The organism is Herbaspirillum autotrophicum (assembly GCF_001189915.1).
In the GTDB taxonomy this organism is placed as follows: Bacteria; Pseudomonadota; Gammaproteobacteria; order Burkholderiales; family Burkholderiaceae_D; genus Herbaspirillum; species Herbaspirillum autotrophicum.
The window spans coordinates 181,404-207,363 of record NZ_LFLS01000005.1 but is presented as its reverse complement, the minus strand read 5'-3'; the positions used below and the strand labels follow the sequence as shown (position 1 = coordinate 207,363).

Genomic DNA, 25,960 nt, shown 5'->3' with positions numbered 1-25,960 from the left:
GAATGGAATGAGCTCTTACCGCTGCTGCCATACACATGTATCGCCTGAAACATGAAATCCGGCCGGACATTCAGGTGAGGGCAGCACGCCCACTTTGCCGTTACAGCCAAGCCGGTCGACGCCGGCCGGACAGTTGATAGGAGCTGCAGGTAAAGTGGGCAAAGTCCTGATTTGCGCTCGAGGCTCCCTTTCGGAGGTATTGCTGCCAGCCGGCCGGTCTGTCACTGGTGGTTTCCGTTCTGCGCGAGCGACAGGACGATCAGTTGTCTGTTGCGGCGCCGATTTGATAGAAGTCGGTGAAGGTGTTGCGGTGAGTGGCTCGGCAGTTTTTGCTGGTGTCCGGTACAGGGTCGCGGCAACGGCGAGAAGAAGCAGGCCGACGATGGCAGCCTGCCTTATTCGGCGCCTCCGCTTTGGTGGAGGTGAAAATGTGGATGAGCGGCCATGGTTCAGAGGGGAGCGGTATCTGAGAGTGCTCGTCTCATGTGCGGTCGGGGCCACAGGTTGTGAAATCGCCGGGCCTATCGTAATTACCTCACCGCGTTGAACTTGTGTGCTGCGCGGCACGAACTCTGGCAATGCCTGTACCGGCTCCGAGAGTGTCTTGGCGTCAGGTGATTTATCGGTTTCCCATGGCAAAGGACAGACAATCAATCCCTTTTTCTGCGCGAAAATTCGCATCCACGCTAACGGCCAACTGCCATGATTCGATATTGGCATTGACAACATCTCTGACAGTTTGTCGAGGTCGCAGATTCTGACGCGCTTGTCGCCATAGATTTTTGATTTGTGCGCGATATTTCCTTCAAATACGACGATGCCATTTGGATAGGCGACTTTTTCATCTTGACCGACAATCCGGCGCATGTGATCCCGTAGCACCTGATTTGCCGTAAGCGCCTGTCGATAACCGTTTGGTTGTGAGGTGGCGACGTTGTTCTTGTCGATGCGCGTCCAATCGCCGTTTTGCTGACCGGTTATTATCCCGCGATGGCCTTTGACTTCCAGCTGAAATGTTTTCCCTTCCATGCCGAGCAAGATATCGATCTGCGTAGAGTCCAGGCAGAAGTTCGTGAAAATTACGGCCGACATGCCACCTTCGTTCAGCCATTTGAGCAGGTATTCCAATACGACTTCTTCAGATGGCTCAAGATTCTTACTATCTCCCGAATACAATTCGATGGTGGGCATTTTGAATTTTTTCAAAATTGGTAGTTGATGAGATGTCGATAGCAAATACAAGTAAAGTTGGCATTTTAAAATATTGTGTTACTCGCTGCCACCTGTTTGGAATGCGTCTGGTGCCGGAGAAGTGTATTCGAAGGGATTTTCAGCGAGTGCCACGTTCTCGCTCCACTCAATTGTTGCGCCATTGTCCGACAAGAAATTCGGTTCTTCCTTGACTGATAACTCTGCCAGCACTCCCTCCAAAATTTGGTTTAAGATCCCATCAATAACAAAGACAGGATCAAACAACATGCCCATCCCCCAAACCATGCTTTCGGTAGTCGCCCGTGATGAGGTGCATTTACAGTTTGCGTTGAAAGACAATGTCGATCTTCCGCAATTCTTCAAGGTGCTTGGCAAGATCTGGGAAGCGGAAATCACCGGCATTGCCGATCCCACGCTCAATCAGCATCACCAGCTGACCGGCGGCAGCGCCAATGTTGTCCTGGGATTCAAGCCGGAGCTGTGGCGCCGGGTGTATCCCGCCGACGTGCCGGACAATCTGGCGTCTTTCGATGAAGATATCGTCGGTAGCAATGGCATGATCTCGCCGGCGACGCAGCAGGATTTCTGGATCTGGATTACGCAATCCAATGCGGCCACCCTGTACGACAGCATGAGCAAGACGGTGTTGTTGCTGCGGCCGTTTGCCGAGCTGGTCAGCGAACAGATTTGTTTTCCGTATCACAACAACGTGACCTTCGACGGTTTTGCCGATGGCGTTGCCAATCCGAATCCGTTTCGCGCCAACAGCGTGGCCATCATTGCTGATGGTGAAAAAGGCGCTGGCGGTTCTACCGTGCTGATCCAGAAATGGAAAATGGAAGTGGAAAAGCTGCGCGGCCTGTCAGTGCATGCGGCTGAAAACGTGTGGGGCCGGACCAAGGGCGGCAGCCATGAACTGTCGCCGTTGCCGGAGGACTCTCATGTCGGTCGCAACCAGTTCAGAAGGAATGGCGAAGAAATCGATATCGTGCGCAGGAATGCCAATTACGGCAGCGCGCAAGAAGCCGGCATCATGTTTGTCGGCTTTTGCAACGACATTACGGTGACAAAAGGGATGCTGGAACAGATGTACGGCGTCGGCGCCGATGGCGTCAAGAAAACTGATCGCTTGCTGGATTTCGCTACCGCACTTTCCTCGGCGATCTATTTTGTGCCGAGCCTCGATGCCTTGTCCAGGATGGGGATTTCACCGGAAGACCCTGAATAAACATACCTGCTGGCGCAGTGAATTGCGCCGTGCGCATTCGCCGATACCCCACCGCTACTTTTCACAAAGAGAAAAAATGAAACTCCCCATCTATCAGATTGATGCATTTACGAACGAAGCATTCAAAGGCAATTCTGCCGCAGTCGTGCCGCTCGACAGCTGGCTGCCGGATGCGGTGATGCAATCCATTGCGCTTGAAAACAATCTCTCTGAAACCGTATTTTTTGTCCCGGCGGCGGATGGTGCTGCAGATACGTTCGATATCCGCTGGTTTTCACCGATCAAGGAAATTGATTTTTGCGGCCATGCGACGCTCGCGAGTGCGTATGTGATATTCGGGAAAAACCCCGGCATCTCCGTCATCAAGTTTGTGGCCAAGGCGGTCGGCACGCTGTCTGCCGTCAAATTGCCGGATGGCTTGATAGAAATGAGTTTTCCCAAGCGCAGCCCGGAACCCTTGTCATCCATACCTGCAAGCCTGCTGGAAGGATTGTCGATCCCGCCGCAGGAAGCGCTCAAAAATCAACAGGCCTACTTCGCGGTGTATGACACCGAAGAAGAGGTAAGGGCGGTGGTGCCCGATCTGCGCAAGCTCGTTGCATTGGGTCCGCTGGATGTGGTCGTGACCGCGCCGGGCGTCCATCATGATTTCGTCTCGCGCTATTTCTGGCCGGCCAACGGTGGCGATGAAGATCCGGTGACTGGTTCGATTCATGCCGGGCTGGCACCATTCTGGGCTGGACGCCTCGGCAAGACTGATCTGCTGGCGTTGCAGGTATCACAGCGTACCGGATTGCTCAAATGCCGGGTCGAGGCGGATCGCGTGCATGTCGCCGGGGCGGCAGTGCAATATCTGGAGGGGACGATTGAGGTGCCGTCGGTCTGAGGCCGCAGCCGCAATCATGCATGCACCACCGCGTCGTCACAGACTTCCGGGTCTGACCGGCGCATCAATATAAGCCTGCAATGCTTCCATCAGAGGCGTTGCCAGTTCCACGTGGTCTGACGCTTTTCCCCGGCCCGGTATATGTATGCCTTTTTCATGCAGGCGCAGCAGTTGTGCCGCCAGTCGCGAGGCAAAATGGGTGTCGATAAAGCCGGGCTGGATGGCAAAAATGAATAATCCGACGCCCGGCGACTGCTCGCCTTCTGCAAAGGAGGGCGCATCGAGTGACCAGTTGGCGCCGGTGAGGCCGGCAGCGAGGGTTTCTATCATCAGCGCGATATTGGCGCCGCGTGCGCCGCCGAATGCCAGCAATGCGCCCCTGATCGCTTCACGCGCATTGGTGGTGGCTTGTCCTTCTGCATTGATGGCCCAGCCTGCGGGAATCTCTTGGTCTTGCTCGGCACAGGCTCTGATGTTGACGAATGCCGTGGCGCTGCTGGCCTGATCAATGACCAGCGGCGGCGTGCCTGCAGCCGGCGCGGCAAAGGCAAACGGGTTGGTACCGAACACCGCTTCCCTGCCGCTGCCGGAGGTCATCAGGGCCGGACCATTGGCGGCGACCAATGCAACCAGGCCGGCCTGTGCCAGACGTCGGGCGTAGTAACCCAGTTCGCCGGCGGTATAGCTGTTGTGCTGACTCAAGGCGGCGAGTCCGAACGCATTGGCGCGTTTGATCAGTTCCCCGGCTGCCAGATCGAAACCATGCTGGGCAATGCCGCCTTTGGCATCGACTTGCATCAGCGCCGGCGCTGGAAAGGAAATCTCCGGCACGGCTGCGCCATTGATGCGTCCCGCTGCATAGGCGGCCAGGTAATCAAGCAGGTGCGCGAAGCCGACCGCGCTGCGCCCGGCGCATTCTGCCGCCACGGTGGCCGTAGCCAACGCCTCTGCTGCTGCCGGATTGGCGCCGGCGGCGATGCATGCGCGGCGTGCCAGTGCTGTTGCGTTTTGAATATCGTAAATCATGGGTGGGGAACCTGAAATCAACGAGATCGGACGAGTGTAGCCAGAGGACCGCCGGAATGCAACGCCGGCCAGAGCGTCAAAACGCGGCGTCGGCGGCAACGGCCATCTAGTCTGATTGAGCGATGCCGGCCTGACGCTTTTTGGCAACCATCTGCACAGCTGTTTCAGAATGCAGCCAACAATAACCAGGAGAGCGTCAGCATGCCCGCATTATTGACCGCAAAACTTGCTGTACTGACGGCACCGCAATCCGGGTGCAAAGCATGAATGCAACGGTGGCTTTCGTGTTGACGCCGGATCACTGCATGATCCGCGACAGCGCTGCGCAATTTCTGGCGCAGGCCAGTTCATCTGCCGACGTCCGGCGTGCGATGGTCTCTGCCGACGGTATCGACCATGTGTTGTGGCAGCGTATTTCCGCAGAACTGGGCTGGTGCGCCACGTCTGTTCCGGAACAAAACGGCGGCCTGGGACTGGGAACCGTGGAGCTGGCTTTGCTGATGGAACAGATGGGCCGCCGGCTCATGTGCGCGCCGTTCTTGTCGACGGTGTGTCTGGCTGCCAGCGTACTGACAGCGGTGGTGCAATCCGATATCACCGCTCATTATCTGACGCAAATTGCCGCCGGTGATCTGACCGCCAGCTTGCCGCTGGGATCGGATAGCGCCGACTGGCTGACGCGTCCCGATTGCCTGACCGCCGTCGCCGATGGCAGTGATTACATTCTCCACGGCAGCGTTCGGCATGTTCCGGATGGCGCCTCGGCGCAATTGCTGTTGCTGCCGGTCCGGCTCAACGGCAATGCCTTGCCTGGTCTGTTCGCGGTGGCGCAAGGCGTGGCGGGCATGACAGCGCACGCGCACGTCACGCTCGACGCGACCCGGCGTCTGGCCGAAGTACGGCTGGATGGGGTACGCGTGCCCTCTGCGGCGCTGATCGCCGTCGGTGAAAAGGCGACCAAAGCCATCACTCATGCGACGACCCAGGCCATGATCTTGCTGGCGGCAGAGCAGTTGGGCGGCGCTCAGCAGTGTCTCGACATGACGGTGGACTATGTCAGTCAGCGCGTGCAATTCGGCCGCAGTATTGCTTCATTCCAGGCGGTCAAGCATCGTTGTGCCGACATGATGGTCAAGGTCGAGGCGGCGCGTTCCGCTGTCTATGGCGCGGCACACGCAATGACAAATGCCCGCCGCTTATCGGACGCACAGTTGTTGCTGGAAGCGGCATGTGCGAAGACCTTTGCGTCGGACGCCTTCTTTTTTTGCGCACAGGAAGCGATTCAGTTGCATGGCGGTGCCGGGTTTACCTGGGAATACGATCCGCACCTGTATTTCAAACGCGCACAGGCTGGCAGTCACTGGCTTGGTCATCCCGACCAGTTGCGCGAACGGGTCGCTGCGGTATTGCTGGATTGAGGATAAACATGGAAACGGATCTGGAGACAGGCAATGATCAATTCCACGCAGAAGTTGCAGACTGGATGCAGGCGCACTTGTGCGGCCGCTTTGAGCCACTGCGCTATCGCGGCGGCCCCGGCGACGAAGATGCCTTTCCGGCGCTGCGCAAGGAGTGGGAGCGCGAGCTGGCCCAAGGCGGCTGGACGGGTGTTGGCTGGCCGCAGGAATATGGCGGACGCGGATTGGATATTGCGCAACAAGTGATTTTTCATGAGGAGTATGCACGCGCCGGCGGCCCGGGACGCATGGGACATCTGGGTGAAACACTGCTGGGGCCAACCCTGATTGCACTCGGCACGCCGCAGCAACGGCAGCAATTCTTGCCGGGCATACTGGCGGGGACCGATTACTGGTGTCAGGGATATTCCGAGCCGGGCGCCGGATCGGATCTGGCCAATATCCACACCAAAGCCAGACGCGACGCCGGCGGCGGCGAGTGGATTATCGACGGCCAAAAAGTATGGACTTCGCTGGCGCACGAGTCGCAATGGATTTTCGTGATTGCGCGCTGCGATCCCGAATCGCAAGGGCATCGCGGTCTGGTGTTCCTGCTGGTGCCGATGCAGCAAGCCGGAGTCGAATGCCGGCCGATCCGGCAAATGACCGGCACTGCCGAATTCAATGAAGTCTTTTTCGACGGTGCACGCACTGCCGGCGGCAACATCCTCGGCAATCCCGGTGACGGCTGGCAGATTGCCATGACCCTGCTGGGCTTCGAGCGCGGCATATCGACGGTAGGGCAGCAGATGCATTTCGAACACCAGTTGCAAATGATCTGCAGCGTTGCCAGAAAGAACGGTGCAGCAGGCAATCCGTTGATTCGCAATCGGATTGCCCAGGCCTGGATGGGATTGAAAGTCATGTATCACAACAATATGCGCATGCTGTCCGGTCCGGTCAATGGCGAGTTGATGCGCGAAGCCATGATCACCAAGTATTACTGGTCGAACTGGCACCGCGATCTCGGCAAGCTGGCCGCAGATGTCTACGGCATGGAGGGCGACATCGTGGTCGATGACGACATCCGCACGCGTTTGCAACAACTGTTCTTGTTTAGCCGCTCCGACACCATCTATGCAGGCACCAATGAAATTCAACTCAATATCATTGCCGAGCGGGCATTGGGTATGCCACGGGAGAGGCGTGGCTGACAAGTTTCGAGAGCCGATGCAGGCGCATTCAGCCAGACCATTTATCCGGGGCAGATGAGGACCTGATAAAACATGGTGGACTGTATATACGTGAACGCGTATATATTTTAAGAGGCTATCAATATTTTTCTGTAAATTGCGTGTATTTCTTGGATGTTTTTCGCAATTTTTAAAGCCGCGGGGGCTAGTGCATATTTCGGGAATATGGCGGTGATACCCTTCACTTGAATACCAAGAATGAATGTCATTTCAGTGAGGGGGGTGGGTAAATGGTAAAAAAATCTCGACGGCTTTTTCTGATTTTTCTCTTGTCCCTGGCAGTCATGCCGGGGCACGCAGCGGAAGTCAAAAAGGTCGATGTACTGCTGATCGGTGGCGGCATCATGAGCGCCACACTGGGTGTCTGGCTCAGTGAACTCGAACCCGGCTGGTCGATGCAAATGGTCGAGCGGCTTGATGGTGTGGCACAAGAAAGTTCGAACGGCTGGAACAACGCCGGCACCGGACATTCGGCGCTGGCCGAGCTGAACTACACGCCGGAAGGCAAGGACGGCAAGATCGCGATTGCCAAGGCGATCGCGATCAATGAAGCATTTCAGATTTCCCGGCAGTTCTGGGCCTGGCAAGTCAGGAGCGGGGTCTTGAAGAATCCGCGCTCCTTCATCAACACCACGCCGCACATGAGTTTCGTCTGGGGCGAGGACAATATCCGGTTTCTGAAGAAGCGCTATGAAGCGCTGCAGGGCAGCCCCTTGTTTCGCGGTATGCAGTACTCGGAAGATCCGCAACAGATCAGGAAATGGGCGCCGCTCATGATGGAGGGGCGGGCCGCCACACAACAGATCGCCGCGACCTGGTCAGCGCTCGGTACCGATGTCAATTTTGGCGAGATTACCCGCCAGTTCACGGATCACCTGCAGGCGCAGCCGAATTTCTCCCTGAAGCTTTCCAGCGAAGTGCAAGATATCACGCGCAATGCCGACGGCAGCTGGCGTATCGGCTATCGGAATCTCAAGGATGGCACCACCACGCAAACGGATGCCCGCTTCGTGTTTATCGGCGCCGGCGGCGGCGCCTTGCGCCTGCTGCAAAAATCCGGCATCCCGGAAGCCAGAGAATATGCCGGCTTCCCGGTGGGAGGATCATTTCTCGTCACCCATAACACCGCCGTCGCCGAACGGCATTGGGCCAAGGCCTACGGCAAGGCCTCGGTCGGCGCGCCGCCGATGTCGGTGCCGCATCTCGATACCCGGGTTCTGGATGGCAAGCGGGTCATCTTGTTTGGGCCGTTTGCCACGTTCTCCACCAAATTTCTCAAGCAAGGTTCGTATTGGGATCTGCTCAAGAGCACGACCTCGCACAACCTCTGGCCGATGCTCAAAGTCGGGGTGGAACAGTATCCGCTGGTGGAATATCTGGCCGGTCAGCTCATGCTGTCCGATGATGATCGCTTCAAGGCCTTGCAGGAATATTTCCCGGAGGCCAAACGGGAAGACTGGCGGCTGTGGCAAGCCGGTCAGCGGGTGCAGATCATCAGGCGCGACAGTGAAAAGGGCGGGGTATTGAAACTGGGTACCGAGATCGTGACCGCCGGCGACGGCAGCATCGCCGGCTTGCTCGGCGCTTCGCCGGGCGCGTCGACGGCCGCTCCCATCATGCTGAATGTGCTGGAAAAGGTATTCAAGGACAAGCTGGCGACAGCGGCATGGCAAGACAAGATTCGTCAGATCGTGCCAAGTTATGGCATCAGGCTCAACGACGATGCGGAGCGGACCTATCAGCAGTGGGTATATACCAGCGAACTGCTGCAATTGCGGCCACCGCCGCTGATTGATCAGGCGCCGGCCTCCCGGACTGCGGCGGAGGCAAGTATGCAACCAGCCAAGAGCGAGCCGTCAGCCGATATGGCGCTGTGAAGCCATCCTTGCTTGCGTGCAATCGCCTTCTGAATCACGACACGGCTGGAGAGGTTATCTCCGGGGTGGGGATGAGTTCACAGGACCTCAATTTCAAAGGAATTTTGACTTTCTCGCCGGCACCTACTGCCTCCTTCCTTAGCGATGTGCACAGTGTTTGCCATTTTTGTTCTTCAGTTAACGAGTGCTGCGAACGAGTTCGTGTTACGCATCCACAGCAGGATCAGTTATGTCAGGCACTTCGTGAGTCCCTAGGAATTGGATATGATGGATTAAGCACAAACCATGAAAATCATAGTACAAATAAAAGCATCGATTCTTCCGACCATTAGGATAGTGCAATATGGTAACAATCCTGCATCGCCACTGTGAGTTGCCCGTTCCCCGAATTAAGACACTTCAGTTACGGTTGTAAGTTGCGGCGCAGTTCAGATGACCATTTGTGCAGGTATGGTGAAGAAGAGCTATACGAAAAGTTTGCCGGCCTCGTGCAGCTTGATGCAATCCCGAAGAATGGAAATGAACTGCTCGCTGGTGCGCGAGGGAACGGTGAATTTGGGATAGACCAAATTCACATTGAACTGGATCAAGACCGGGAGCGGTTTGACAATCAGGCCTGACCACAGCTCATTGGCAACAGAGAATTCGTCCACGATAGCGATACCCAGAGATCGCGTCGCGAGTGCGCAAGCCAATTCAGCACGCGGGACATCAATGGTGGGCGTCAGATCTATTCCATGTGCTTCTAGCGAGGAGCGAATAAGCCAACCGGTGGGAATGCTGGGGGACAGAAAAATGGTTTTGTGGGCTTGCAGGTCCTCGACAGAGATTGTCGTCTTTTTTGCCAACGGGTGATCTGCCGTCAATGCGCACACCATCCGTCCGGAGCCCAGCTTCTCGACGACCAAATTGGGATGGTTGAGGGGCAGCACCGTCACTGCCAGGTCAATTTTTTTGCTGAGCAATTCGTTGGGCAAGTCCTGGGTCAATGTCGTATGGAAGTGAATTCTGATCTTCGGGCTTTTTTTATGAAATAGTTCGATGATGCGCGGCATCAAGCTCAGGCCCAGACTGGGACTACAACTCACGCTGATTTCAGCCGGCGTGCGATTCGCGAGATTCTCGACAAAACGATCTACGCTCAGTGCAGCGTCGTACACATGCTTCACCTCTTCAAATAGAGATGCGGCGGCCGCCGTCGGCAGCAACTTCCCTCCCGTCCGCTCAAACAGTTTGATGCCAAGGCTGGTTTCGGTATGCGTCAATAACCGGCTGATCGCAGGCTGGGACACGTACAGCATGCGGGCTGCCCCGCTCACTGTTCCGGTCAGCATCACCGCGCGAAACACCTCCATCTGACGCAGCTTGAATTTCATCTTGTCTCCTCAATTGCATAGTAGATATGCGAATACTGTAGCGTAACAAGGTGCCAGGGTAAATACGGAAATGACTAGTGCCGATTTTTTCGAAGAAAAGGCTGCCAACCCCGCTGCTGGCGGGCTCCAGCATCCATAACCTTTGGTCATGGGTGCATTCATATCGGTATAAGTGCGCGGCTCGGGCGCTGCTAATATCCATTTCATCTAAAGCGCGCAACAAGCGTTCGAGTTGTACCGGATCGTTAAAACCCTATGGAGACATCTATGAGCAACACACACATCTTTCTTGTCGATAACGTACCCACCATCAATCGCGGTGGCGGTGTTCAGACAACCCCTCTGGCTACCCACTTCAGCGCTCCCGAGTCGCGCTTCACCACTGGCATGAGCATCTATCCCGTCGGCAAGGGCGCGCCGCTGCACATCCATAATTGCGACGAACAGGTCACATTGCTGGAAGGCGTAGGCGAGGTGGAGATCAACGGGGAGATCACCCCCTTGAAGCAGTACGACAGCACCTATATCGCCGGCGGCGTGACCCATGCCTTCCGCAACAAAGGCGATGTTCCGATGCGCATCCTCTGGATCTATGCCTCGTCACGCGTCACACGCACGTTCGACGGCAGCGAAGAAGAAGTGGAGCATCTGTCGGCCAAAGACATGATGGTGAAATCCTGAAGCGCAGGTTTCCATGTACGAGTTCTGTGCGAATGTGTCGACGCTGTTCCTCGATATCCCGCTTGAAAAAAAGTTGTCACTGGCGGCCTCATGCGGATTCAAGTCCATCGAGGTTCAGTATCCATACGAACTGAAAGCCAAGGATCTGTCTGCGCAGCTGGCGGCGAATGGCCAGTCCTTGGTGTTGATGAACGCACCGCTCGGGCCTCGGCCGTACACCCGTGGTTTGGCGGTGTCACCTGAGGATGCAGGGCAGTTCAAGGCTTCTGTGAACGCAGCCCTGACGTATGCAGCGCAGGTCGAGTGCAAGGCACTGCACGTCCTTTCGGGGACTTGCGACCCACGAACAGCGAGAGACCGCGCCGAAGCCCAGTGGGAAGAGAACTTCAGTTGGGCCGCAGCCCAGGCCGATGACGCTGGCGTGACCTTGCTGATCGAGGCATTGAATCCCGGTGACGTTCCAGGTTACTTCATTCGTTCCATTGACGATGCGCTCTGGCTAATTCGACGGGTCAATCATCCGCGACTAAAGCTGCTTTATGACACGTATCACTGCGAAATGTCGGGGACCGATTGCGCAGATAAGTTATCGGATTGCATCGAACACATCGGGCATGTCCAGATTGCCGATTGCCCTGGGCGCGCGGAGCCTGGAACCGGCCAAATCGCTTGGCGCCGGTTCTTCGATCAACTGCAACAGTCCGGATATGCAGGGAAGGTGGGCTGCGAATTTCGGAATCGGCAACCAGCGCCTGGTTGCTTCGACTGGATGCGCATTCTTAACGATTAAAGCGGGGTGGATGTCGCAATCTGGCGCATGCACCTCACATTCCTGAACAAAGGAGAATAACAAGTGACTTTTATCTTCAACACGGCAGAGAAACGCCAAATCGCATCACGCCCCGTGCGGGTAGGTTTGATCGGGGCCGGCAAGTTCGGCTCCATGTTTCTGTCGCAGGTGCCCACGACTGAAGGCATCAAAGTGTCCGTGATTGCCGACTTGTCGGCGGAACGCGCAAAAGACTCCTGCCGCAACGTAGGCTGGAACGAAGAGCAAATTGCAGAAGTCCGCTTCACCACAAATGCCATCGACCTGATCGATACAGACGATGTCGATGTGGTCGTGGAGGCGACCGGGCATCCATCGGCCGGTATTTATCACGCAAGGGCATCGATTGCAAAGCGCAAACATATCGTGATGGTCAACGTGGAAGCCGACGTGCTGGCCGGACCATTGCTGGCCAAAGAGGCACGAGCAGCTGGTGTCGTGTATTCCCTGGCGTATGGCGACCAGCCTGCGCTGGTGTGCGAAATGGTTGAGTGGGCCCGAAATTGCGGTTTCGAGGTGGTCGCGGCAGGCAAAGGAACACGATACCTGCCGTCGTTTCATGCATCAACTCCCGATGACGTCTGGAAGAACCGGGGAGTCAATCCCGAAGATGCAAAAAAAGGTGGCATGAACGCCCAGATGTTCAATTCTTTTATCGATGGCACGAAGGCGGCGATTGAAATGGCCGCAGTCGCGAATGCGACCGGATTGACGCCGGCGCCTGCAGGCCTGGCATTCCCCCCCGCTGCGGCAGATGCCTTGGTGGACGTGCTCAATGAGAAGACGTTGCATCACCGTGGCCAAGTCGAGGTGGTATCGAGCGTGGAACGGGATGGCAGCGTTATTCCGGGGAATCTGCGCTGGGGCGTGTATGTGGTGTTTTCCGCCCCCAACGAATACGCCATGCGTTGCTTCCGAGAATATGGCGTAAAAACAGACGAGACCGGAACACTTGCGGCCCTGTATCGGCCGTTCCACTTGATTGGCCTGGAGTTGAACGTGTCGATCTTCTCGGCCGCATTGCGCAATGAAGCCACGGGATCGTCCAAGGTTTTCGTCGCCGATGTTGTCGCCACGGCGAAACGTGATCTGGCAGCGGGCGAACGCCTGGACGGCGAAGGCGGATATCTGGTGTGGGGCAAGCTCATGCCGGCCAGCGACAGCTTGAAGATTGGCGCCCTGCCTATTGGCCTGGCGTCGCGCTGGAAACTGACACGACCGGTGCCGCTGGGGCAGGTGGTGACTTGGGCGGATGTCGAGATCGATGAAGACGACGAGGCGTATCAATATCGTCGCGCAATGGAAAGGGAGTTCGGGAGCGCACTGTAACAAGGTTGATGTCAGCCGTGAGGAAGGATCCTGATGGGTCTTCCCCACGAAGTTGGCACGTATAAATAAGATTAAGGAGATAACCGTGCATACACATTCTCGCCTGTTTATTAACGGCGACTGGGTCGGAGCAACAGGAAACCGCTATACCGACAATCATGACCCTGCAAGCGGCGACATATCGGGCCGCCTGATGCATGCAAGCAAAGCCGATCTTGCCGCTGCAGTGGCCGCGAGCCAGGCCGGTTTCAACGTCTGGCGTGCGACGTCCGCCTTCGAGCGCTGCAAAATCATTCGCAAGGCCGCAGCCCTGCTCCGCGAGCGCTCGGAAGCAATCGCGGCGCTGATGACCCGCGAACAAGGAAAGCCTCTGCGGGAAGCTGCCGTTGAGATCGCGCTTTCAGCCGATCTGCTCGACTGGTTCGCAGAAGAGGGCCGGCGCGCCTACGGCCGTGTCATTCCTTCGCGCAGTGTCCAGGTCAGCCAGTCGGTGATACGCGAGCCGGTTGGCCCCGTTGCCGCATTTACGCCATGGAATTTCCCGATATCGCAGGCTGTGCGAAAGATCGGGCCGGCGCTCGCGGCAGGATGTTCGATGGTGATCAAACCGCCGGAGGAAACGCCTGCCACGACCGCTGTGCTGGCGGAAGTATTCCATGACGCCGGTTTGCCAGAAGGCGTGCTCAACCTGGTGTGGGGCGATCCTTCGGAGATTTCAGAATACCTCATCTCCCATCCAGTCATCCGCAAGGTCTCATTCACCGGCTCGGTGCGTGTGGGTAAGCATATCGCCGCCCTCGCGGGTATTTACATGAAGCGCTGCACGATGGAACTGGGCGGCCACGCGCCGGCGATCGTCTGCGACGATGCTGACATCGATACGACCGTGCGCTTGCTGGCGTTCTCGAAATACCGCAATTGCGGACAGGTGTGCGTGTCTCCGACCCGCTTCCTGATCCAGTCGGGCGTCTACGAGATATTTCGCCAGAAATTCGTTGCCGAAGCAAGCCGTTTGCAGGTCGGCCCCGGTGATGCGCCGCAAACGACCATGGGACCGTTGATCAGTGCCAGACGCATGCATGCGGTGGATGAACTGATTGCAGACGCGGTTGAACATGGTGCATCACTCGATCTGGGCGGCAAGAGGATCGGTAACGCGGGCAATTTCCTTACACCAACGGTCCTGTCTGATGTGACGCCGGCCATGCGCATCATGAACGAAGAACCGTTTGGCCCGGTTGCGCTACTGGCCAGGTTCGACACGATTGACCAGGTTATTGAGGAAGGAAACAGGTTGCCTTACGGATTGGCCTCCTACGCGTTCACACGATCGTCGGCTTCTGCTGCGCGATTGGCTGCAGAACTGGAGGTTGGGATGCTTTCGATTAACCATCTTGGACTTGGCTTGCCGGAAACGCCGTTTGGCGGTGTGAAGGATAGCGGCTATGGCTCTGAAGGTGGTACGGAAGCAATCGAGAGCTATCTCGTCACCAAATTTATCTCGCACGCCAGCGTGTGAGCAACGTGATCCACCCAGGAGATACCACCATGATTTCTCAATCTCGCCGTGGCTTTGTCAAAGCCGCTATCGCCGCTCCTGTCGCCCTCTGCGCATCTATCCCGGGGGGCGTGCTTGCCGCACCGGTTTATAGCCTAAAGCTCGGCACGGACGCACCCGTCGGCCATCCCGTCAACAACGCAATGAATGCGGCGGCGGCGGCCATCAAGAAGGCCACCAATGGCCAGGTACAGTTGCAGGTATTTGCCAACAACCAGCTTGGCAGCTCGACCGATATGCTGGGGCAGGTACGCGCCGGCGGCATCCAGCTGCTGTCGATTCCCACGTCCATCTTGTCTGCGCTGGTGCCGGCAGCCGGCATCTGCGGCATCGGTTTTGCCTTCCATGACTATGACACGGTCTGGAAAGCCATGGATGGTGACCTGGGTGCCTATATTCGTTCACAGATCGCAAAGTCGAATCTCTACACGATTGATCGGATCATGGATAACGGCTTCCGCCAGATATCCACCAGCACCAGGCCCGTCAAGGAAGTGGCGGATATGAAGGGGCTCAAGATCCGCGTCCCGGTCAGTCCGCTGTGGACGTCACTTTTTTCGGCACTGCAGGCAGCGCCGACCAGCATCAACTTTTCGGAACTGTATTCGGCCCTGCAAACACGCATTGTCGACGGGCAGGAGAATGCGCTTCCCATCATCAATGCCGGCCGACTGTATGAAGTGCAGAAATACATCTCGGTCACGAATCACATGTGGGATGGCTACTGGATTGTGGGTAATGCGACGGCATTGAGTGCGCTGCCGGCTGATCTGCGCGCCACGGTCGAGCAACAACTGCGCAATGCGGCGGTGTCGCAGCGCACTGAAATCGCCAGCCTGAACAGCTCCCTGCAAGCGCAATTGCAGTCGAGCGGCATGGTCTTCAACAATGTGAATACGGGGCCATTCCGGGAAAGCCTGGTCAAAGCAGGGTTCTATGACACATGGAAGTCGAAGTTCGGCAAAGAGGCGTGGGGGACGTTGGAACGGTACTCGGGGACATTGAGCTGATCAAGGATATGCCAGCAAGGCGGTTGCTATGAGTCTGTGCGCGCATGGCCGCCGCATTTCCTATGCCCACGTTACTTTTCCATATCGAGGAATCTCATGGATCAAACCATTCCGGCCCCCTATCTTGGCCTGCCTTCTGTGGCAGTTCGCTTCGACGCTGCCATCGAAAAGCTGCTGTACGCCATCACCGGCGTGTTGCTCATCATTGAAATCGTGTTGCTGGCTACCGGCGTAGTCAGCCGCTATGTATTTGACAAGCCCATTGTCTGGTCTGATGAACTGTCGTCCATCATCTTCTTATGGCTGGCAATATTTGGCGCTTGCATCGCCTTGCGCCGCGGCGACCATATGCGTATGACCTCCATTACCGTGCGCGCCACGGGAACAACTGCGCAGGTCTTGAGTATCCTGGCCATTGTCTTGCCGATGCTGTGGCTCAGCTTTGTCATGCAGTCAGCCTATGCGTATGCCGATGCCCAGTCGTTCATGACCATTCCGGCTCTGGACATTTCCGGCGCATGGCGAGCTGCGGCCTTGCCGGTTGGCCTGGCGATCATGTGGTTCTTTGGTCTGATTGAGCTGCTGCGCCATAAGCACTTCGGCATGGTGTGCATGGTGGTTGCAGTGTCCGCCGCCATTGTTGTCAGCTTGAGCTTCAGCGGGCCGATATTCGAAGGCCTTGGTAAATGGAACCTGGCCATTTTCTTCGTCGGGTTTGTCTTTGCCGGCGTGTTGAGCGGAATCCCGATTGCTTTCTGTTTCGGCTTGGCCACTGTCGCCTATTTGCAACTCACTACCCCGGTGCCACTGCAAGTACTCATCGGGCGGCTCGATGAAGGCATGTCGCATCAGATCCTGCTGGCCATTCCGTTGTTCATTTTCCTGGGTTTCCTGATGGAAGCTACGGGAATGGCCAGACGCATTCTGGAATTTTTCGCATCGCTGGTGGGGCATCGCAAGGGCGGCCTGTCTTACGTTCTGATCGGCGCCATGTACACCGTTTCTGGAATTTCGGGATCAAAAAGCGCTGACATTGCTGCTATTGCCCCAGCGTTGGTACCCGAAATGCGCCGCCGGGGCGAAAAGGATGGCGAAGTTGCGGCGCTGCTGGCCGCAACCGGTGCGCAAACCGAGACAATTCCGCCTAGCCTGGCGTTGATTGCGATCAGTTCGGCCGCAGGCGTGTCAACCGCTGCGCTATTTACCGGCGGCATGTTGCCGGGTGCCGTGATGGGCCTGATACTGTGTGCCTATGTTTGGTGGCGCAAGAAGGGATCGGCAGTAGTGGTGCATCAGAAACCGGCGTCGCGGGACATCATGCGCAAGCTGGCGATTGCTTCGCCCGCGCTGATCTTGCCGTTCCTGATCAAATCGGCCGTGGTTGAGGGCGTTGCGACCGCAACGGAAGTGTCCACAGTCGGTATCTTTTACGCGATTCTGTTCAGCTTTACCGTGGGCGGGCGCGTGGCATGGCAGGATATCAAGAAGATGATCATTCGCACGTCTTCGCTGGCGGGTGCCATTTTGTTCATCGTCGGTACCGCGACGTCGATGGCCTGGGCGCTGACGCAATCCGGTTTCTCCGAGGATCTGGCAACGGCGTTTCGCAATTTGCCGGGCGGCGCCGCCACGTTCATGGCCGTCAGTATCTTGGTCTTTGTGGTGATTGGCAGCGTGCTAGAGGGAATTCCTGCGATTGCCTTACTGGCCCCGCTGTTGCTGCCAATTGCCAAAGGCTTGTCCATCAATGAAATTCACTATTCGATGGTAATCATCTTGTCGATGGGTATCGGCTATTTTGCGCCACCGTTTGGCATCGGCTACTACACCACCTGCGCCATCGCCGGGGTGGAACCCAACAGCGCGTTGCGCCCGATGATGGGGTTCATTGTGGTACTCGCCATTGGTGTGGCCATCATCGCCGCCGTGCCGTGGATTTCTACTGTATTTTTACACTAACCTGTTCAGCCCTTAGCCGTCTCAGGAAAAAATCACCATGAAAATGAAAAGCTATCAGATCACCCAGTTTGCCCAGCCGCTGGAAAAGCGCACCTATGCCATACCGGAGCCTCATGGCAGCGAAGTGTTGGTCAAGGTCGACGCGTGCGGAGTTTGCCACTCGGATTTGCATTTATGGTCGGGTTATTACGACCTCGGTGGCGGCAAGAAGATCTCCTTGATTGATCGCGGCGCTACGTTACCATTCACCATGGGGCATGAGGTGGCGGGGAAAATCGTGGCCGTCGGGCCGGACGCAGATCAGTCCAGCATCGGGCGCGCCGGCGTCGTCTTTCCTTGGATCGGCTGTGGAAAGTGCAGTTCATGCAAGCGCGGCGAGGAGTTGATGTGCGAGACCTCGCGCACCATTGGGACGCGCAAGGACGGGGGTTATAGTGATTACGTGCTGGTGCCGCATGAACGCTACGTGGTGAGTTATGGCAACCTCGATCCACGTTTGGCCGCAATTGCCGCCTGCTCTGGGCTGACCGCATATAGCGCAATCCAGAAACTTCCCGCATTGACCGGCGATGATCACGTGGTGGTGGTTGGCGCCGGCGGCGTGGGCTTGGCGGCAATCAGCTTGTTGGCGAACCTGACGAGTGCGAAGATCATCGCCGCCGATATTTCGGCGGCCAAGCGGAATGGCGCTATTCGCGCAGGTGCGGCTGCCGCCGTTAGCAATGAGAGTGACGCGCAGTTCATCGAAGACACCAAGCAAATCTGTGGCGGATCGCCGCGCGCCGTGATTGACTTTGTCGGCACGCAAGCCACTGGACAGACGGCATTAGCTCTGCTGGGACGAGGCGGGCACATGATCGTCGTCGGGCTGTTTGGCGGCGAGATCACAGTGTCGATTTCCATGCTGGCCATGCGTAATATCACTATACAGGGGTCCAATGTGGGCACGCTGGAAGAACTGCGTGAGCTGGTCGCCGTGCTGCAAGAAGGCAAGGTGATGCCGATTCCCATTGCGACCCGCGCCATGTCGGAGGTCAACGACGTGCTTGATGAACTGACACGAGGCCAGGTTGCAGGCCGTATCGTGTTGGCGCCCTGAACATAAGGTCCTCACTGACTATGATTTACGACTATTGCGTTATTGGCGGCGGTATCGTCGGCCTGGCGACGGCCATGAAGTTGCTCGAGTCGGAGCCGCAGGCTTCGTTGATCTTGCTGGAAAAGGAGGAGCAGCTCGGCAAGCATCAGACCGGGCATAACAGCGGGGTCATACATGCCGGCGTCTACTATACGCCCGGCAGCCTGAAGGCCGAACTGTGCCGGCGCGGCGCAAAGGAAACCAAGCTTTTTTGCGATACGCATGACGTCGCCTACGACAATTGTGGCAAGTTGATCGTCGCCACCAACCGGCAGGAAGAGGCGCGACTTGAAGCGTTGGCTGAGCGCTCGGCGCGCAACGGGATCTCAGTACAGTCCATCGGTGCCGACGAACTCAAGGAACTCGAGCCGAATGTCGTTGGAATAGGAGCCCTGCTCGTTCACGAGACCGGCATCGTGAGCTATACGGCAGTCTGCCATGCGATGGCCCGCGTCATCCGGGAGCGAGCTGGACAGATTGTGACCGGCGACCGTGTCGAGGCAATCCAGGAGTACCCGGATCACGTTGCCGTCGATACCGCTGGTGCTTCTTGGCGCGCCAAGAAGCTGGTGGTCTGCGGTGGCCTCCAATCCGACCGTCTTGCCCGCCTCGCGGGACTCAAGACATCGCACCAGATTGTGCCGTTCCGTGGCGAGTATTACCGGCTGCCCCAGGAAAAGCGCGATATCGTCAAACATCTGATCTATCCCGTGCCGGATCCGGCGTTGCCGTTTCTGGGCGTGCATCTGACGCGCATGATTGATGGTTCCGTGACCGTGGGGCCTAACGCGGTCCTGGGATTTGCGCGCGAAGGTTATCCGAAATTCTCTTTCAATGCGGCCGATGTGGCAGAGTTCGCCCGCTTCGGCGGCTTCTGGAAGATGTTGCGAGCCAACCTTCGCAGTGGTCTCAAGGAGACCAGCAATTCCCTGCGCAAGAGCGGTTACCTTCAAGAATGCAGAAAGTATTGTCCTTCGTTGCATCTCGATGACCTTATTCCAATGGAGGCCGGTATTCGTGCGCAGGCCGTGGCCGCCGACGGAACACTCATACACGACTTTCTCTTCTTGGAGACCTCTCGCACACTGCATGTCTGTAATGCGCCGTCGCCGGCTGCGACATCGGCAATTCCTATTGGAGAAATGATTGCGCGAAAGGTACAAATCGGTTGAGTTCGCTGCCACTGATAGCAGTTAGTGCTCGGCGGCATCCAAACTTTGAAGATGACGATGCGCCCTTGATGTGCTTCAAATCCAGCCTCCGCATTGAAGCGACCTCACGTTATCGAAAAGTATTTCTTGGAACGACCACTATTCATCTTTTCGGAGAATTGATCGCTCCAGAGCCTGAGGAAGGCTGCGATACGATTGAACGAATTTTCATGAATAAGCGTTCTCAACTCAAAAAGGAGTTGCTTTAGCATACGACGTTGTTCAAAAGATTCGATGGCTTCAGTCTTTTGACCAACCGAGGAGCTTGAGTATTGAATAATGCCTGGACAATGCAACATCGCCCACTACGATCTCCAGCTTACAATCAGAGGCAGAGTTGCATTCTAAGCATGAGGTATTCTCGCCGTAAGACAGTGCCGACTAGTCAATTGGAGCGAAAACGCGTACGTTCCTCAATTTTTGAGATCGCTTTCAGTGAACTGGCCCCATAGCTGTGGTCGTCGCAAAAAGTTCTAAGCAGTTGTAATTGATTGATGTCTCCCAACTCACCCAAGACTTGGATGGAAAAACGGACAATATCTTCTGTGCCTGGCCGCTCATACTCAAAATATGAAACCTGTTCATCACGCCGAATGAGCGCCTCACGACAAATTGCCGCGCATAAGTCCGGATACTTCTGAACTAGTGAGTCTTGATCTCGATTCGCAGAAAAAATACGTAAGGTCGTAAGGAGCAACGCGCCCGCGCTAGCTGTCGACGCATGTTTTAGAAGAACATGTCGTGCAGCATCAATCTGCGTAGATATCTGAGAGTAGGTCACATTGTAGTTGTGGCAAATTGCTTTGATCAGGGGAAACAAAAACGCCAATCAAGAGATTGGCGTTTTTTTGTGCAACATTGCATTGCGGTAGCCTAGTGGCGATCAGACTTCGTCGTCGGGATTACTTCGCCACAAACGGTTCAGTCAAAATCCCGGTCAGACTGCGCACGCCGTCGATGTAATTGCCGACGCGCATATTTTCATTGGCGCTGTGCTGATTGTTGTCGGCATTCACCAACGGCACGATCACGAATGGAATCTTGAGCGGGCCGACCATGGCGCCGGTTGGTACCGTGCCGCCCATCATCCGGATCTGCACCGGTTCTTTGCCATAGGTCTTGGTGAACGAACGCCGCAGCCAGTTGCCGATGGGTGACGACAGTTCGGTTCGCACCGCGAGGCTCGATGAAGAGCCCTGGCTCGCATCGAGCGACGCCAGTTTTGGATAGCGGGCGCGGTCGTCATCGGTCGGCTCGCCCTTGATCAGATGGAAGCCTTGTTTTTCGATATGCGTTTTCAGCAAGCCGAGCAAGACTTGCGGATCGGTTTCCGGCACGGTGCGCAGATCAAGTTCGGCAATCGCCACGCCCGGGACGATGGTGCGTGCCTTGGGGCCGACATCTGCTGCCTGCATGCCGCGTACATTGAGTGACGGATATTGCATCGCTTCCTGATAGTTCTGGCCGACCTTGTCTGCCTGCGCGATACCGAGACGTTTGCGCAGCGCCACTTCATCGTCCGGTACGGCGCGCATGACGCGACGTGATTCGTCATCGAGTTTCACCGCATCGTAATAACCGGCGACAGTGACGCGGCCATCGTCATCTTTCATCGATGCCAGCAGGCGCGCCATGGTTTGCGCCGGGTTGGCGGCGTAGTTGCCGTAGTGACCGCTGTGGCTGTCCTGACGCGGGCCAAATACTTTCAGCGTGGCCTGGGCGACGCCGCGATTGCCGAATACCAGCGTCGGCAAATTGCTGGCATGCATCGGGCCGTCGAGCACGATCAGCAGGTCGGATTTGAGCAGTGCCTGATTGGCGGCGATTACTTTGGACAGCGACGGCGATCCCTTTTCTTCTTCCGAATCGAGAATCACCTTGACGTTGGTGGTCGGCGTCGCGCCGCTGGCCTTGAGTGCATCAAAGGCCGCCAGCAACATCATGATCGGCGCCTTGTCGTCTGCTGCGGCACGACCGAATACGCGCCATTCGGGATTGGGGGCGGCAGTATAGAGTTGCTCCAGCGGCAGCGTTTCCCACTGACCGGCGGCGTTCTTTTGCTTGAGTGTCGGTTGCCACGGGCTGGCTTGCTGCCATTCAGCCGGATTCACTGCCTGGCCATCGAGATGGGCGTAAAACAGAACCGTGGTGCGGCCCGGCTGGTTGCCCGGCAGTTCGGCAAACAACATCGGCTTGCCATTATTGGCCAATTGCTGCGTGCGGAAACCGCGGCGCTGGAACGCCTGTTCAAACCATGCCGTGTTGCGCTGGATGTCGGCGGCGACGATGGAGTCGTTGGGAATGGTCAGTACTTCGGTCCATTCCTTGAACGTAGCCTTGGCGGCAGCGCTGGTTTGTGCGCTGGTCGGGGCATTGCTGCCGGCATCGGCGGCATGCAGCGCGCCGGAAAACAGCATGGCGACCGCAGCACAGGTAATTGACAGGGAATGGCGAGACAACATCTTCATTTTGATTTCCTCATGGCGACAAGTCGGCCCATGATACAGAAATCGGGACGCACTGACATGCGTATGTGGCGCCAGATTGCGGCGCTCGGAAAATGCTGCGGTGCAGCTCGGAAGTCGCGCGCGGCCTGGAACAAGGATCGGTTCCGATTCTTGATGGAAGCCGACATGACAGCCGGTGATTGTCGTCAGATGGCATTGCGTCAGCCGGCAAGGCCGGTGGCAAATACCGGTGTGCCGTCGGTCTAGATATCGCCCTGATCGATCTTGTTGAGAATCAGCTTGATCCGCCCCAGCGCTGTCAGGACTTCGCTGGTGTCGGTGTCGTAGTCATCCTGATCCAGCAGCAGATGCCATTTATCCATTGCCTTGGATAAATCGGCGAAGGCGTCGTTCAGGTCGCACAGCAGATGAAACGCATGTTCCGGCGCCGGCAACATGACGCCGCCGCGGCGCGAGGTTCGGATCGCATTGCTCAGCAATTCCCACCATACCAGGCCCATGCGGGTGTCGGCTTGTACACGATGCGGTTTCATGGCGTGCTCCAGAGAGTGGACCTGGCAGTCAGATTGTCAATACTGGCTGATGGACCGGATTGCCTTGATATTAGGCAATCTGCCGCTGGAGATCACGACAAAACCTTGTCGGTTTGCGCCAGGCCGCATCCGCGTGGCGTAAAGAAACCGGTTGTGCCCCGGCGCCTCAGACCGCGGGCGACTGGCCGCGAGTGGCGTATTCCGACTGGAACATGCACATGCGAATGGCGTTGCGATATTCGCCATTGACGAAGAACTCGCTCTTCAATTCACATTCCAGCGCAAAGCCGCATTTTTCATAGATGTGAATCGCCTTGAGATTGCCGACGTCGACATACAGGTAAAGCTTGTACAGATTGAGTACGCAAAATGCATATTCGATGGCCAGCCGCGTCGCCGATTCTGCATAGCCTTTGCCCTGCGCCTGCGGGGCGACGATGATCTGGAATTCTGCGCGGCGGTGAATGTGATTGATTTCGACCAGTTCCACCAGCCCGACCATCTCGCCGTGATCGTCTTCCAGAATGAAGCGTCGTTCGCTTTGGTCATGCACGTGGCGATCATAAATTTGTACCAGCTCGACATACGCTTCATACGGTTCTTCGAACCAGTAGCGCATGATGTGGCTGTTGTTGTCCAGTTTGTGCACGAAGCGCAGATCTTCGCGTTCGAGGGGGCGCAGCTTGACGCCGAATTTGGTAAGCGTGGTCATTTTTTTCCGTTTCAAGATGGCATGCCGTGATGCCGGCGGCGGACCGCAGTTGAACAGAGAGCCCGGTCAGCCGTGATGAGTTCCTGTGTTGCATTCTGCATGATTCGCGCATAACAAGCCATTCACGTTATGATTCATGTCTCGTTGCCGGCCGTTGCTTGCAACGCCGGCCCGGCCTCATCGCTTTGCTCCATTGACACGCATTCATGAAAACACAACGCAGTACCGACAACGCTGAAACGCTGGATCAGGTGGTCTATGACGCTATCTTCAATGGCGTCATGCATGGTCGTTTGCAGCCGGGCACGCGCTTGCAGGAAGCCAGCTTGTGCGAGCAGTTCGGTGTCAGTCGCACCGTCGTGCGTCAGGCCTTGCGCCGTTTGTCGGAAGTACAGATCGTGGATATCGTCGCCAACAAGGGCGCGGCAATTGCCACGCCCGGTCCCAAGGAGACACGAGACGTTTTCGCGGCCCGGCGCGCCATCGAAGGTGCGATCGTGCGCGAGGTGGCGCGGCGCATTGATCACGGTGACGTCGAGCGCCTCAAGCAGCGCTTGCGGGCCGAGCACGAGGCTTTGCACCAGCAGGATCATCCGCGCTGGGTGGCGCTGGCCGGCGGCTTTCATCTGGCATTGGCCGAGTTGTCCGGCAATCAGGTCTTGCAGCGCATGCTGACTGAACTGATGACGCGCTGCTCGCTGATCGTTGCGCTGTATGAGGCGCCCGGTGAAGCCAGTTGCGAACATGACGAACACGCGCGGCTGGTGGAGTTGCTGTCGCTGCGCGATGGCAATGGCGCGGCGGCGGAAATGGAGCGCCATTTGCTGGCGCTGGAAGCGCGGCTGCAATTGCCGGCGCAGTTGCCCGGGCAATAACCGGCGTCATCCCCGCGCTGCGCGGCAATCTGCTCGCCTGTTCCGGTACCTGTCCCATTCCTTCTTTCCATCGCTTTCCACCTTCAGATGGATTGCCGTCCGGTTGCGCACCAAAACCACGCAATGCGCATACGCCCGGTGCGATTGCCTCGGTTTGCACATTTTTGGAAAATGTATACAATCATGTTTTTGTAAAAATACATATATAAATCAATGTATTGTGAATAAACATGGGCTGGCATTCAAATTGCATGTATACAATACCGGGCGGGTGCCCGGGTATCCATGTGAGGAGCCTTGTTGCCATGAAACGTCGTGAATTTCTGTTAGCGTCGGGCGCTGCCGCCCTGTCATCTCTGTCCGCGCCGGTCATGGCGGCGACCAGTGCGGTACCGCGCCTGAAGATCGGTTTCATCTATTCCGGTCCGGTGGCCGATATTGGCTGGTCGTTCCAGCATGACCTTGGCCGTCGCATGCTGGAGCGCGAATTCGGCGCGCAGATCGAAACCGTATTTGTCGAGCGGGTGCCGGAAACGCCGGAAGCCGAGCGCGTGATGCGGCAATTGATCGACGACGGCTGCAAGATGATCTTTGCCACATCGTTCGGCTTCATGAATCCGGTGATCAAGGTCGCCGCAGAATATCCGGAGGTAATTTTTGAACACTGTTCCGGCTACAAGAGTGCACGCAATGTCGGTATTTATCAGACGCGGTTTTATGAGGGTGCCTACTTGCTTGGCACCATCGCCGGCCGCATGACCAAAACCAATACGCTGGGTTACATCGCGCCGATCCCGATCCCGGAAGTGATCCGCAATCTGAATGCCTTCGTGCTCGGTGCGCGCAGTGTCAATCCCAAGGTGAATGCCAAGGTCGTCTGGATCAATGCCTGGTATGACCCCGGTCTGGAGCGCGACGCCGCGCAGACGCTCGTGGCGCAGGGTGTCGATACGTTCTACCAGAACACCGATTCACCGGCGGCGGTACAGGTGGCGCAAAGCCGCAAGCTGTATGCCTTCGGTCAGGATTCCGACATGCGCCGCTTTGGTCCGGATGCGCATCTGACCGGCAATGTATTGAACTGGGGCGTGTACTACGTGCACAAGGTACGTCAGGTGCTGGAAGGGAAATGGAAATCGGAAGATACCAAGTGGGGCATGAAAGAGGGCATCGTCCAACTGGCGCCGCTCAATCCGGCGCTGCCGAAAGAGGTGGTGACGCAGGTCGAACAGCGGCGCCAGGACATCATCGCCGGCACGCTGCTACCGTTTTCCGGTCCGATCAGGAATCAAGCCGGTCAGTTGCAGGTGGCCGCCGGTAAAAGCGTGCCGGAATCGGAGCTGTGGACATTGAAATGGTATGTCGAAGGGATACAGGGCAAACAACCCTGAAACACGGATGA

At 56.9% G+C, this 25,960-nt stretch carries 22 protein-coding genes; 15 read left to right on the top strand and 7 right to left on the bottom strand.

Annotated features, from left to right (window positions below):
- Positions 1–15 precede the first annotated feature (15 nt).
- Positions 16–1,191: an NERD domain-containing protein gene (locus tag AKL27_RS27055; protein ID WP_083438893.1), complete on the bottom strand. Its 1,176-nt coding sequence runs from the start codon at positions 1,189–1,191 to the stop codon at positions 16–18.
- Between the two features lie 78 nt (positions 1,192–1,269).
- Entirely contained in the window at positions 1,270–1,479 is a 210-nt protein-coding gene (locus AKL27_RS06165) for a hypothetical protein (protein ID WP_157056815.1), read from the bottom strand.
- Here AKL27_RS06165 and AKL27_RS06160 point away from each other — a divergent pair.
- Together AKL27_RS06160 and AKL27_RS06155 are read left to right on the top strand one after the other, a co-directional pair.
- Positions 1,478–2,440, top strand: coding sequence for a Dyp-type peroxidase (locus AKL27_RS06160; protein WP_083438891.1), 963 nt, complete (start codon positions 1,478–1,480; stop codon positions 2,438–2,440). The genes AKL27_RS06165 and AKL27_RS06160 overlap by 2 nt on opposite strands.
- Positions 2,441–2,516: 76 nt before the next feature.
- On the top strand, positions 2,517–3,326 hold the full coding sequence (locus AKL27_RS06155; RefSeq protein WP_050461904.1) for a PhzF family phenazine biosynthesis protein: 810 nt from the start codon (positions 2,517–2,519) through the stop codon (positions 3,324–3,326).
- A gap of 36 nt (positions 3,327–3,362) precedes the next feature.
- Here the strand turns inward: AKL27_RS06155 and AKL27_RS06150 are convergent, their stop codons facing one another.
- The gene (locus AKL27_RS06150) at positions 3,363–4,352 is read right to left on the bottom strand and encodes an Ldh family oxidoreductase (RefSeq protein WP_050461903.1); all 990 of its coding nucleotides are present in this window, start codon (positions 4,350–4,352) and stop codon (positions 3,363–3,365) included.
- A gap of 263 nt (positions 4,353–4,615) precedes the next feature.
- Here AKL27_RS06150 and AKL27_RS06145 point away from each other — a divergent pair, with 263 nt between their 5' ends.
- The 3 genes from AKL27_RS06145 to mqo all read left to right on the top strand — a co-directional run bounded on the left by AKL27_RS06145 (position 4,616) and on the right by mqo (position 8,879).
- Positions 4,616–5,770, top strand: a complete 1,155-nt coding sequence (locus AKL27_RS06145; protein WP_198155896.1) for an acyl-CoA dehydrogenase family protein — start codon at positions 4,616–4,618, stop codon at positions 5,768–5,770.
- An 8-nt stretch (positions 5,771–5,778) separates the two neighbouring features.
- Positions 5,779–6,963, top strand: a complete 1,185-nt coding sequence (locus AKL27_RS06140; protein ID WP_050461902.1) for an acyl-CoA dehydrogenase family protein — start codon at positions 5,779–5,781, stop codon at positions 6,961–6,963.
- A gap of 269 nt (positions 6,964–7,232) precedes the next feature.
- Positions 7,233–8,879, top strand: a complete 1,647-nt coding sequence (gene mqo / locus AKL27_RS06135; protein WP_050461901.1) for a malate dehydrogenase (quinone) — start codon at positions 7,233–7,235, stop codon at positions 8,877–8,879.
- A gap of 464 nt (positions 8,880–9,343) precedes the next feature.
- Here mqo and AKL27_RS06130 read toward each other — a convergent pair whose 3' ends face one another.
- Positions 9,344–10,255, bottom strand: a complete 912-nt coding sequence (locus AKL27_RS06130) for a LysR family transcriptional regulator (RefSeq protein ID WP_050461900.1) — start codon at positions 10,253–10,255, stop codon at positions 9,344–9,346.
- A 267-nt stretch (positions 10,256–10,522) separates the two neighbouring features.
- Here AKL27_RS06130 and AKL27_RS06125 point away from each other — a divergent pair, with 267 nt between their 5' ends.
- The 8 genes from AKL27_RS06125 to lhgO all read left to right on the top strand — a co-directional run bounded on the left by AKL27_RS06125 (position 10,523) and on the right by lhgO (position 19,931).
- The gene (locus AKL27_RS06125; RefSeq protein ID WP_050461899.1) at positions 10,523–10,936 is read left to right on the top strand and encodes a cupin domain-containing protein; all 414 of its coding nucleotides are present in this window, start codon (positions 10,523–10,525) and stop codon (positions 10,934–10,936) included.
- A gap of 13 nt (positions 10,937–10,949) precedes the next feature.
- The gene (locus AKL27_RS06120) at positions 10,950–11,726 is read left to right on the top strand and encodes a hydroxypyruvate isomerase family protein (RefSeq protein ID WP_050461898.1); all 777 of its coding nucleotides are present in this window, start codon (positions 10,950–10,952) and stop codon (positions 11,724–11,726) included.
- Positions 11,727–11,789: 63 nt separating this feature from the next.
- Positions 11,790–13,094 (top strand): NAD(P)H-dependent oxidoreductase, encoded by a 1,305-nt coding sequence (locus AKL27_RS06115; RefSeq protein WP_232310914.1) that lies wholly within the window; start codon positions 11,790–11,792, stop codon positions 13,092–13,094.
- Between the two features lie 85 nt (positions 13,095–13,179).
- Complete coding sequence (locus AKL27_RS06110) at positions 13,180–14,613, top strand: NAD-dependent succinate-semialdehyde dehydrogenase (protein WP_050461897.1); 1,434 nt, start codon at positions 13,180–13,182, stop codon at positions 14,611–14,613.
- Positions 14,610–15,662 (top strand): TRAP transporter substrate-binding protein, encoded by a 1,053-nt coding sequence (locus AKL27_RS06105; RefSeq protein ID WP_232310913.1) that lies wholly within the window; start codon positions 14,610–14,612, stop codon positions 15,660–15,662. Before AKL27_RS06110 ends, AKL27_RS06105 begins: the two co-directional genes overlap by 4 nt.
- A 96-nt stretch (positions 15,663–15,758) precedes the next feature.
- Positions 15,759–17,621 (top strand): TRAP transporter large permease, encoded by a 1,863-nt coding sequence (locus tag AKL27_RS06100; RefSeq protein ID WP_050461896.1) that lies wholly within the window; start codon positions 15,759–15,761, stop codon positions 17,619–17,621.
- Positions 17,622–17,658: 37 nt separating this feature from the next.
- Entirely contained in the window at positions 17,659–18,720 is a 1,062-nt protein-coding gene (locus AKL27_RS06095) for an alcohol dehydrogenase (protein ID WP_050461895.1), read from the top strand.
- Between the two features lie 20 nt (positions 18,721–18,740).
- The gene (gene lhgO, locus AKL27_RS06090) at positions 18,741–19,931 is read left to right on the top strand and encodes an L-2-hydroxyglutarate oxidase (RefSeq protein ID WP_050461894.1); all 1,191 of its coding nucleotides are present in this window, start codon (positions 18,741–18,743) and stop codon (positions 19,929–19,931) included.
- Positions 19,932–20,872: 941 nt separating this feature from the next.
- Here lhgO and AKL27_RS06085 read toward each other — a convergent pair.
- The 3 genes from AKL27_RS06085 to speG all read right to left on the bottom strand — a co-directional run bounded on the left by AKL27_RS06085 (position 20,873) and on the right by speG (position 23,683).
- Positions 20,873–22,438 (bottom strand): M20/M25/M40 family metallo-hydrolase, encoded by a 1,566-nt coding sequence (locus tag AKL27_RS06085; RefSeq protein WP_083438890.1) that lies wholly within the window; start codon positions 22,436–22,438, stop codon positions 20,873–20,875.
- Positions 22,439–22,680: 242 nt separating this feature from the next.
- Positions 22,681–22,971, bottom strand: a complete 291-nt coding sequence (locus tag AKL27_RS06075) for a hypothetical protein (RefSeq protein ID WP_050461892.1) — start codon at positions 22,969–22,971, stop codon at positions 22,681–22,683.
- A 166-nt stretch (positions 22,972–23,137) separates the two neighbouring features.
- On the bottom strand, positions 23,138–23,683 hold the full coding sequence (gene speG, locus AKL27_RS06070) for a spermidine N1-acetyltransferase (RefSeq protein WP_050461891.1): 546 nt from the start codon (positions 23,681–23,683) through the stop codon (positions 23,138–23,140).
- 206 nt (positions 23,684–23,889) lie between these two features.
- Between speG and AKL27_RS06065 the strand changes: the two genes are divergently transcribed.
- Positions 23,890–24,558, top strand: a complete 669-nt coding sequence (locus AKL27_RS06065; RefSeq protein WP_050461890.1) for a GntR family transcriptional regulator — start codon at positions 23,890–23,892, stop codon at positions 24,556–24,558.
- Positions 24,559–24,863: 305 nt separating this feature from the next.
- Positions 24,864–25,949 carry a BMP family ABC transporter substrate-binding protein gene (locus AKL27_RS06060; RefSeq protein WP_050461889.1) on the top strand — a complete coding sequence of 362 codons (1,086 nt, stop codon included), beginning with the start codon at positions 24,864–24,866 and terminating at the stop codon, positions 25,947–25,949.
- Positions 25,950–25,960 lie beyond the last annotated feature (11 nt).

Coding starts and splice junctions, on each gene's coding strand:
- AKL27_RS27055 (WP_083438893.1), bottom strand. CDS start 1,191: ATGCCCACCATCGAATTGTATTCGGGAGATAGTAAGAATCTTGAGCCA.
- AKL27_RS06160 (WP_083438891.1), top strand. CDS start 1,478: ATGCCCATCCCCCAAACCATGCTTTCGGTAGTCGCCCGTGATGAGGTG.
- AKL27_RS06165 (WP_157056815.1), bottom strand. CDS start 1,479: ATGTTGTTTGATCCTGTCTTTGTTATTGATGGGATCTTAAACCAAATT.
- AKL27_RS06155 (WP_050461904.1), top strand. CDS start 2,517: ATGAAACTCCCCATCTATCAGATTGATGCATTTACGAACGAAGCATTC.
- AKL27_RS06150 (WP_050461903.1), bottom strand. CDS start 4,352: ATGATTTACGATATTCAAAACGCAACAGCACTGGCACGCCGCGCATGC.
- AKL27_RS06145 (WP_198155896.1), top strand. CDS start 4,616: ATGAATGCAACGGTGGCTTTCGTGTTGACGCCGGATCACTGCATGATC.
- AKL27_RS06140 (WP_050461902.1), top strand. CDS start 5,779: ATGGAAACGGATCTGGAGACAGGCAATGATCAATTCCACGCAGAAGTT.
- mqo (WP_050461901.1), top strand. CDS start 7,233: ATGGTAAAAAAATCTCGACGGCTTTTTCTGATTTTTCTCTTGTCCCTG.
- AKL27_RS06130 (WP_050461900.1), bottom strand. CDS start 10,255: ATGAAATTCAAGCTGCGTCAGATGGAGGTGTTTCGCGCGGTGATGCTG.
- AKL27_RS06125 (WP_050461899.1), top strand. CDS start 10,523: ATGAGCAACACACACATCTTTCTTGTCGATAACGTACCCACCATCAAT.
- AKL27_RS06120 (WP_050461898.1), top strand. CDS start 10,950: ATGTACGAGTTCTGTGCGAATGTGTCGACGCTGTTCCTCGATATCCCG.
- AKL27_RS06100 (WP_050461896.1), top strand. CDS start 15,759: ATGGATCAAACCATTCCGGCCCCCTATCTTGGCCTGCCTTCTGTGGCA.
- AKL27_RS06095 (WP_050461895.1), top strand. CDS start 17,659: ATGAAAATGAAAAGCTATCAGATCACCCAGTTTGCCCAGCCGCTGGAA.
- lhgO (WP_050461894.1), top strand. CDS start 18,741: ATGATTTACGACTATTGCGTTATTGGCGGCGGTATCGTCGGCCTGGCG.
- AKL27_RS06085 (WP_083438890.1), bottom strand. CDS start 22,438: ATGAAGATGTTGTCTCGCCATTCCCTGTCAATTACCTGTGCTGCGGTC.
- AKL27_RS06075 (WP_050461892.1), bottom strand. CDS start 22,971: ATGAAACCGCATCGTGTACAAGCCGACACCCGCATGGGCCTGGTATGG.
- speG (WP_050461891.1), bottom strand. CDS start 23,683: ATGACCACGCTTACCAAATTCGGCGTCAAGCTGCGCCCCCTCGAACGC.
- AKL27_RS06065 (WP_050461890.1), top strand. CDS start 23,890: ATGAAAACACAACGCAGTACCGACAACGCTGAAACGCTGGATCAGGTG.
- AKL27_RS06060 (WP_050461889.1), top strand. CDS start 24,864: ATGAAACGTCGTGAATTTCTGTTAGCGTCGGGCGCTGCCGCCCTGTCA.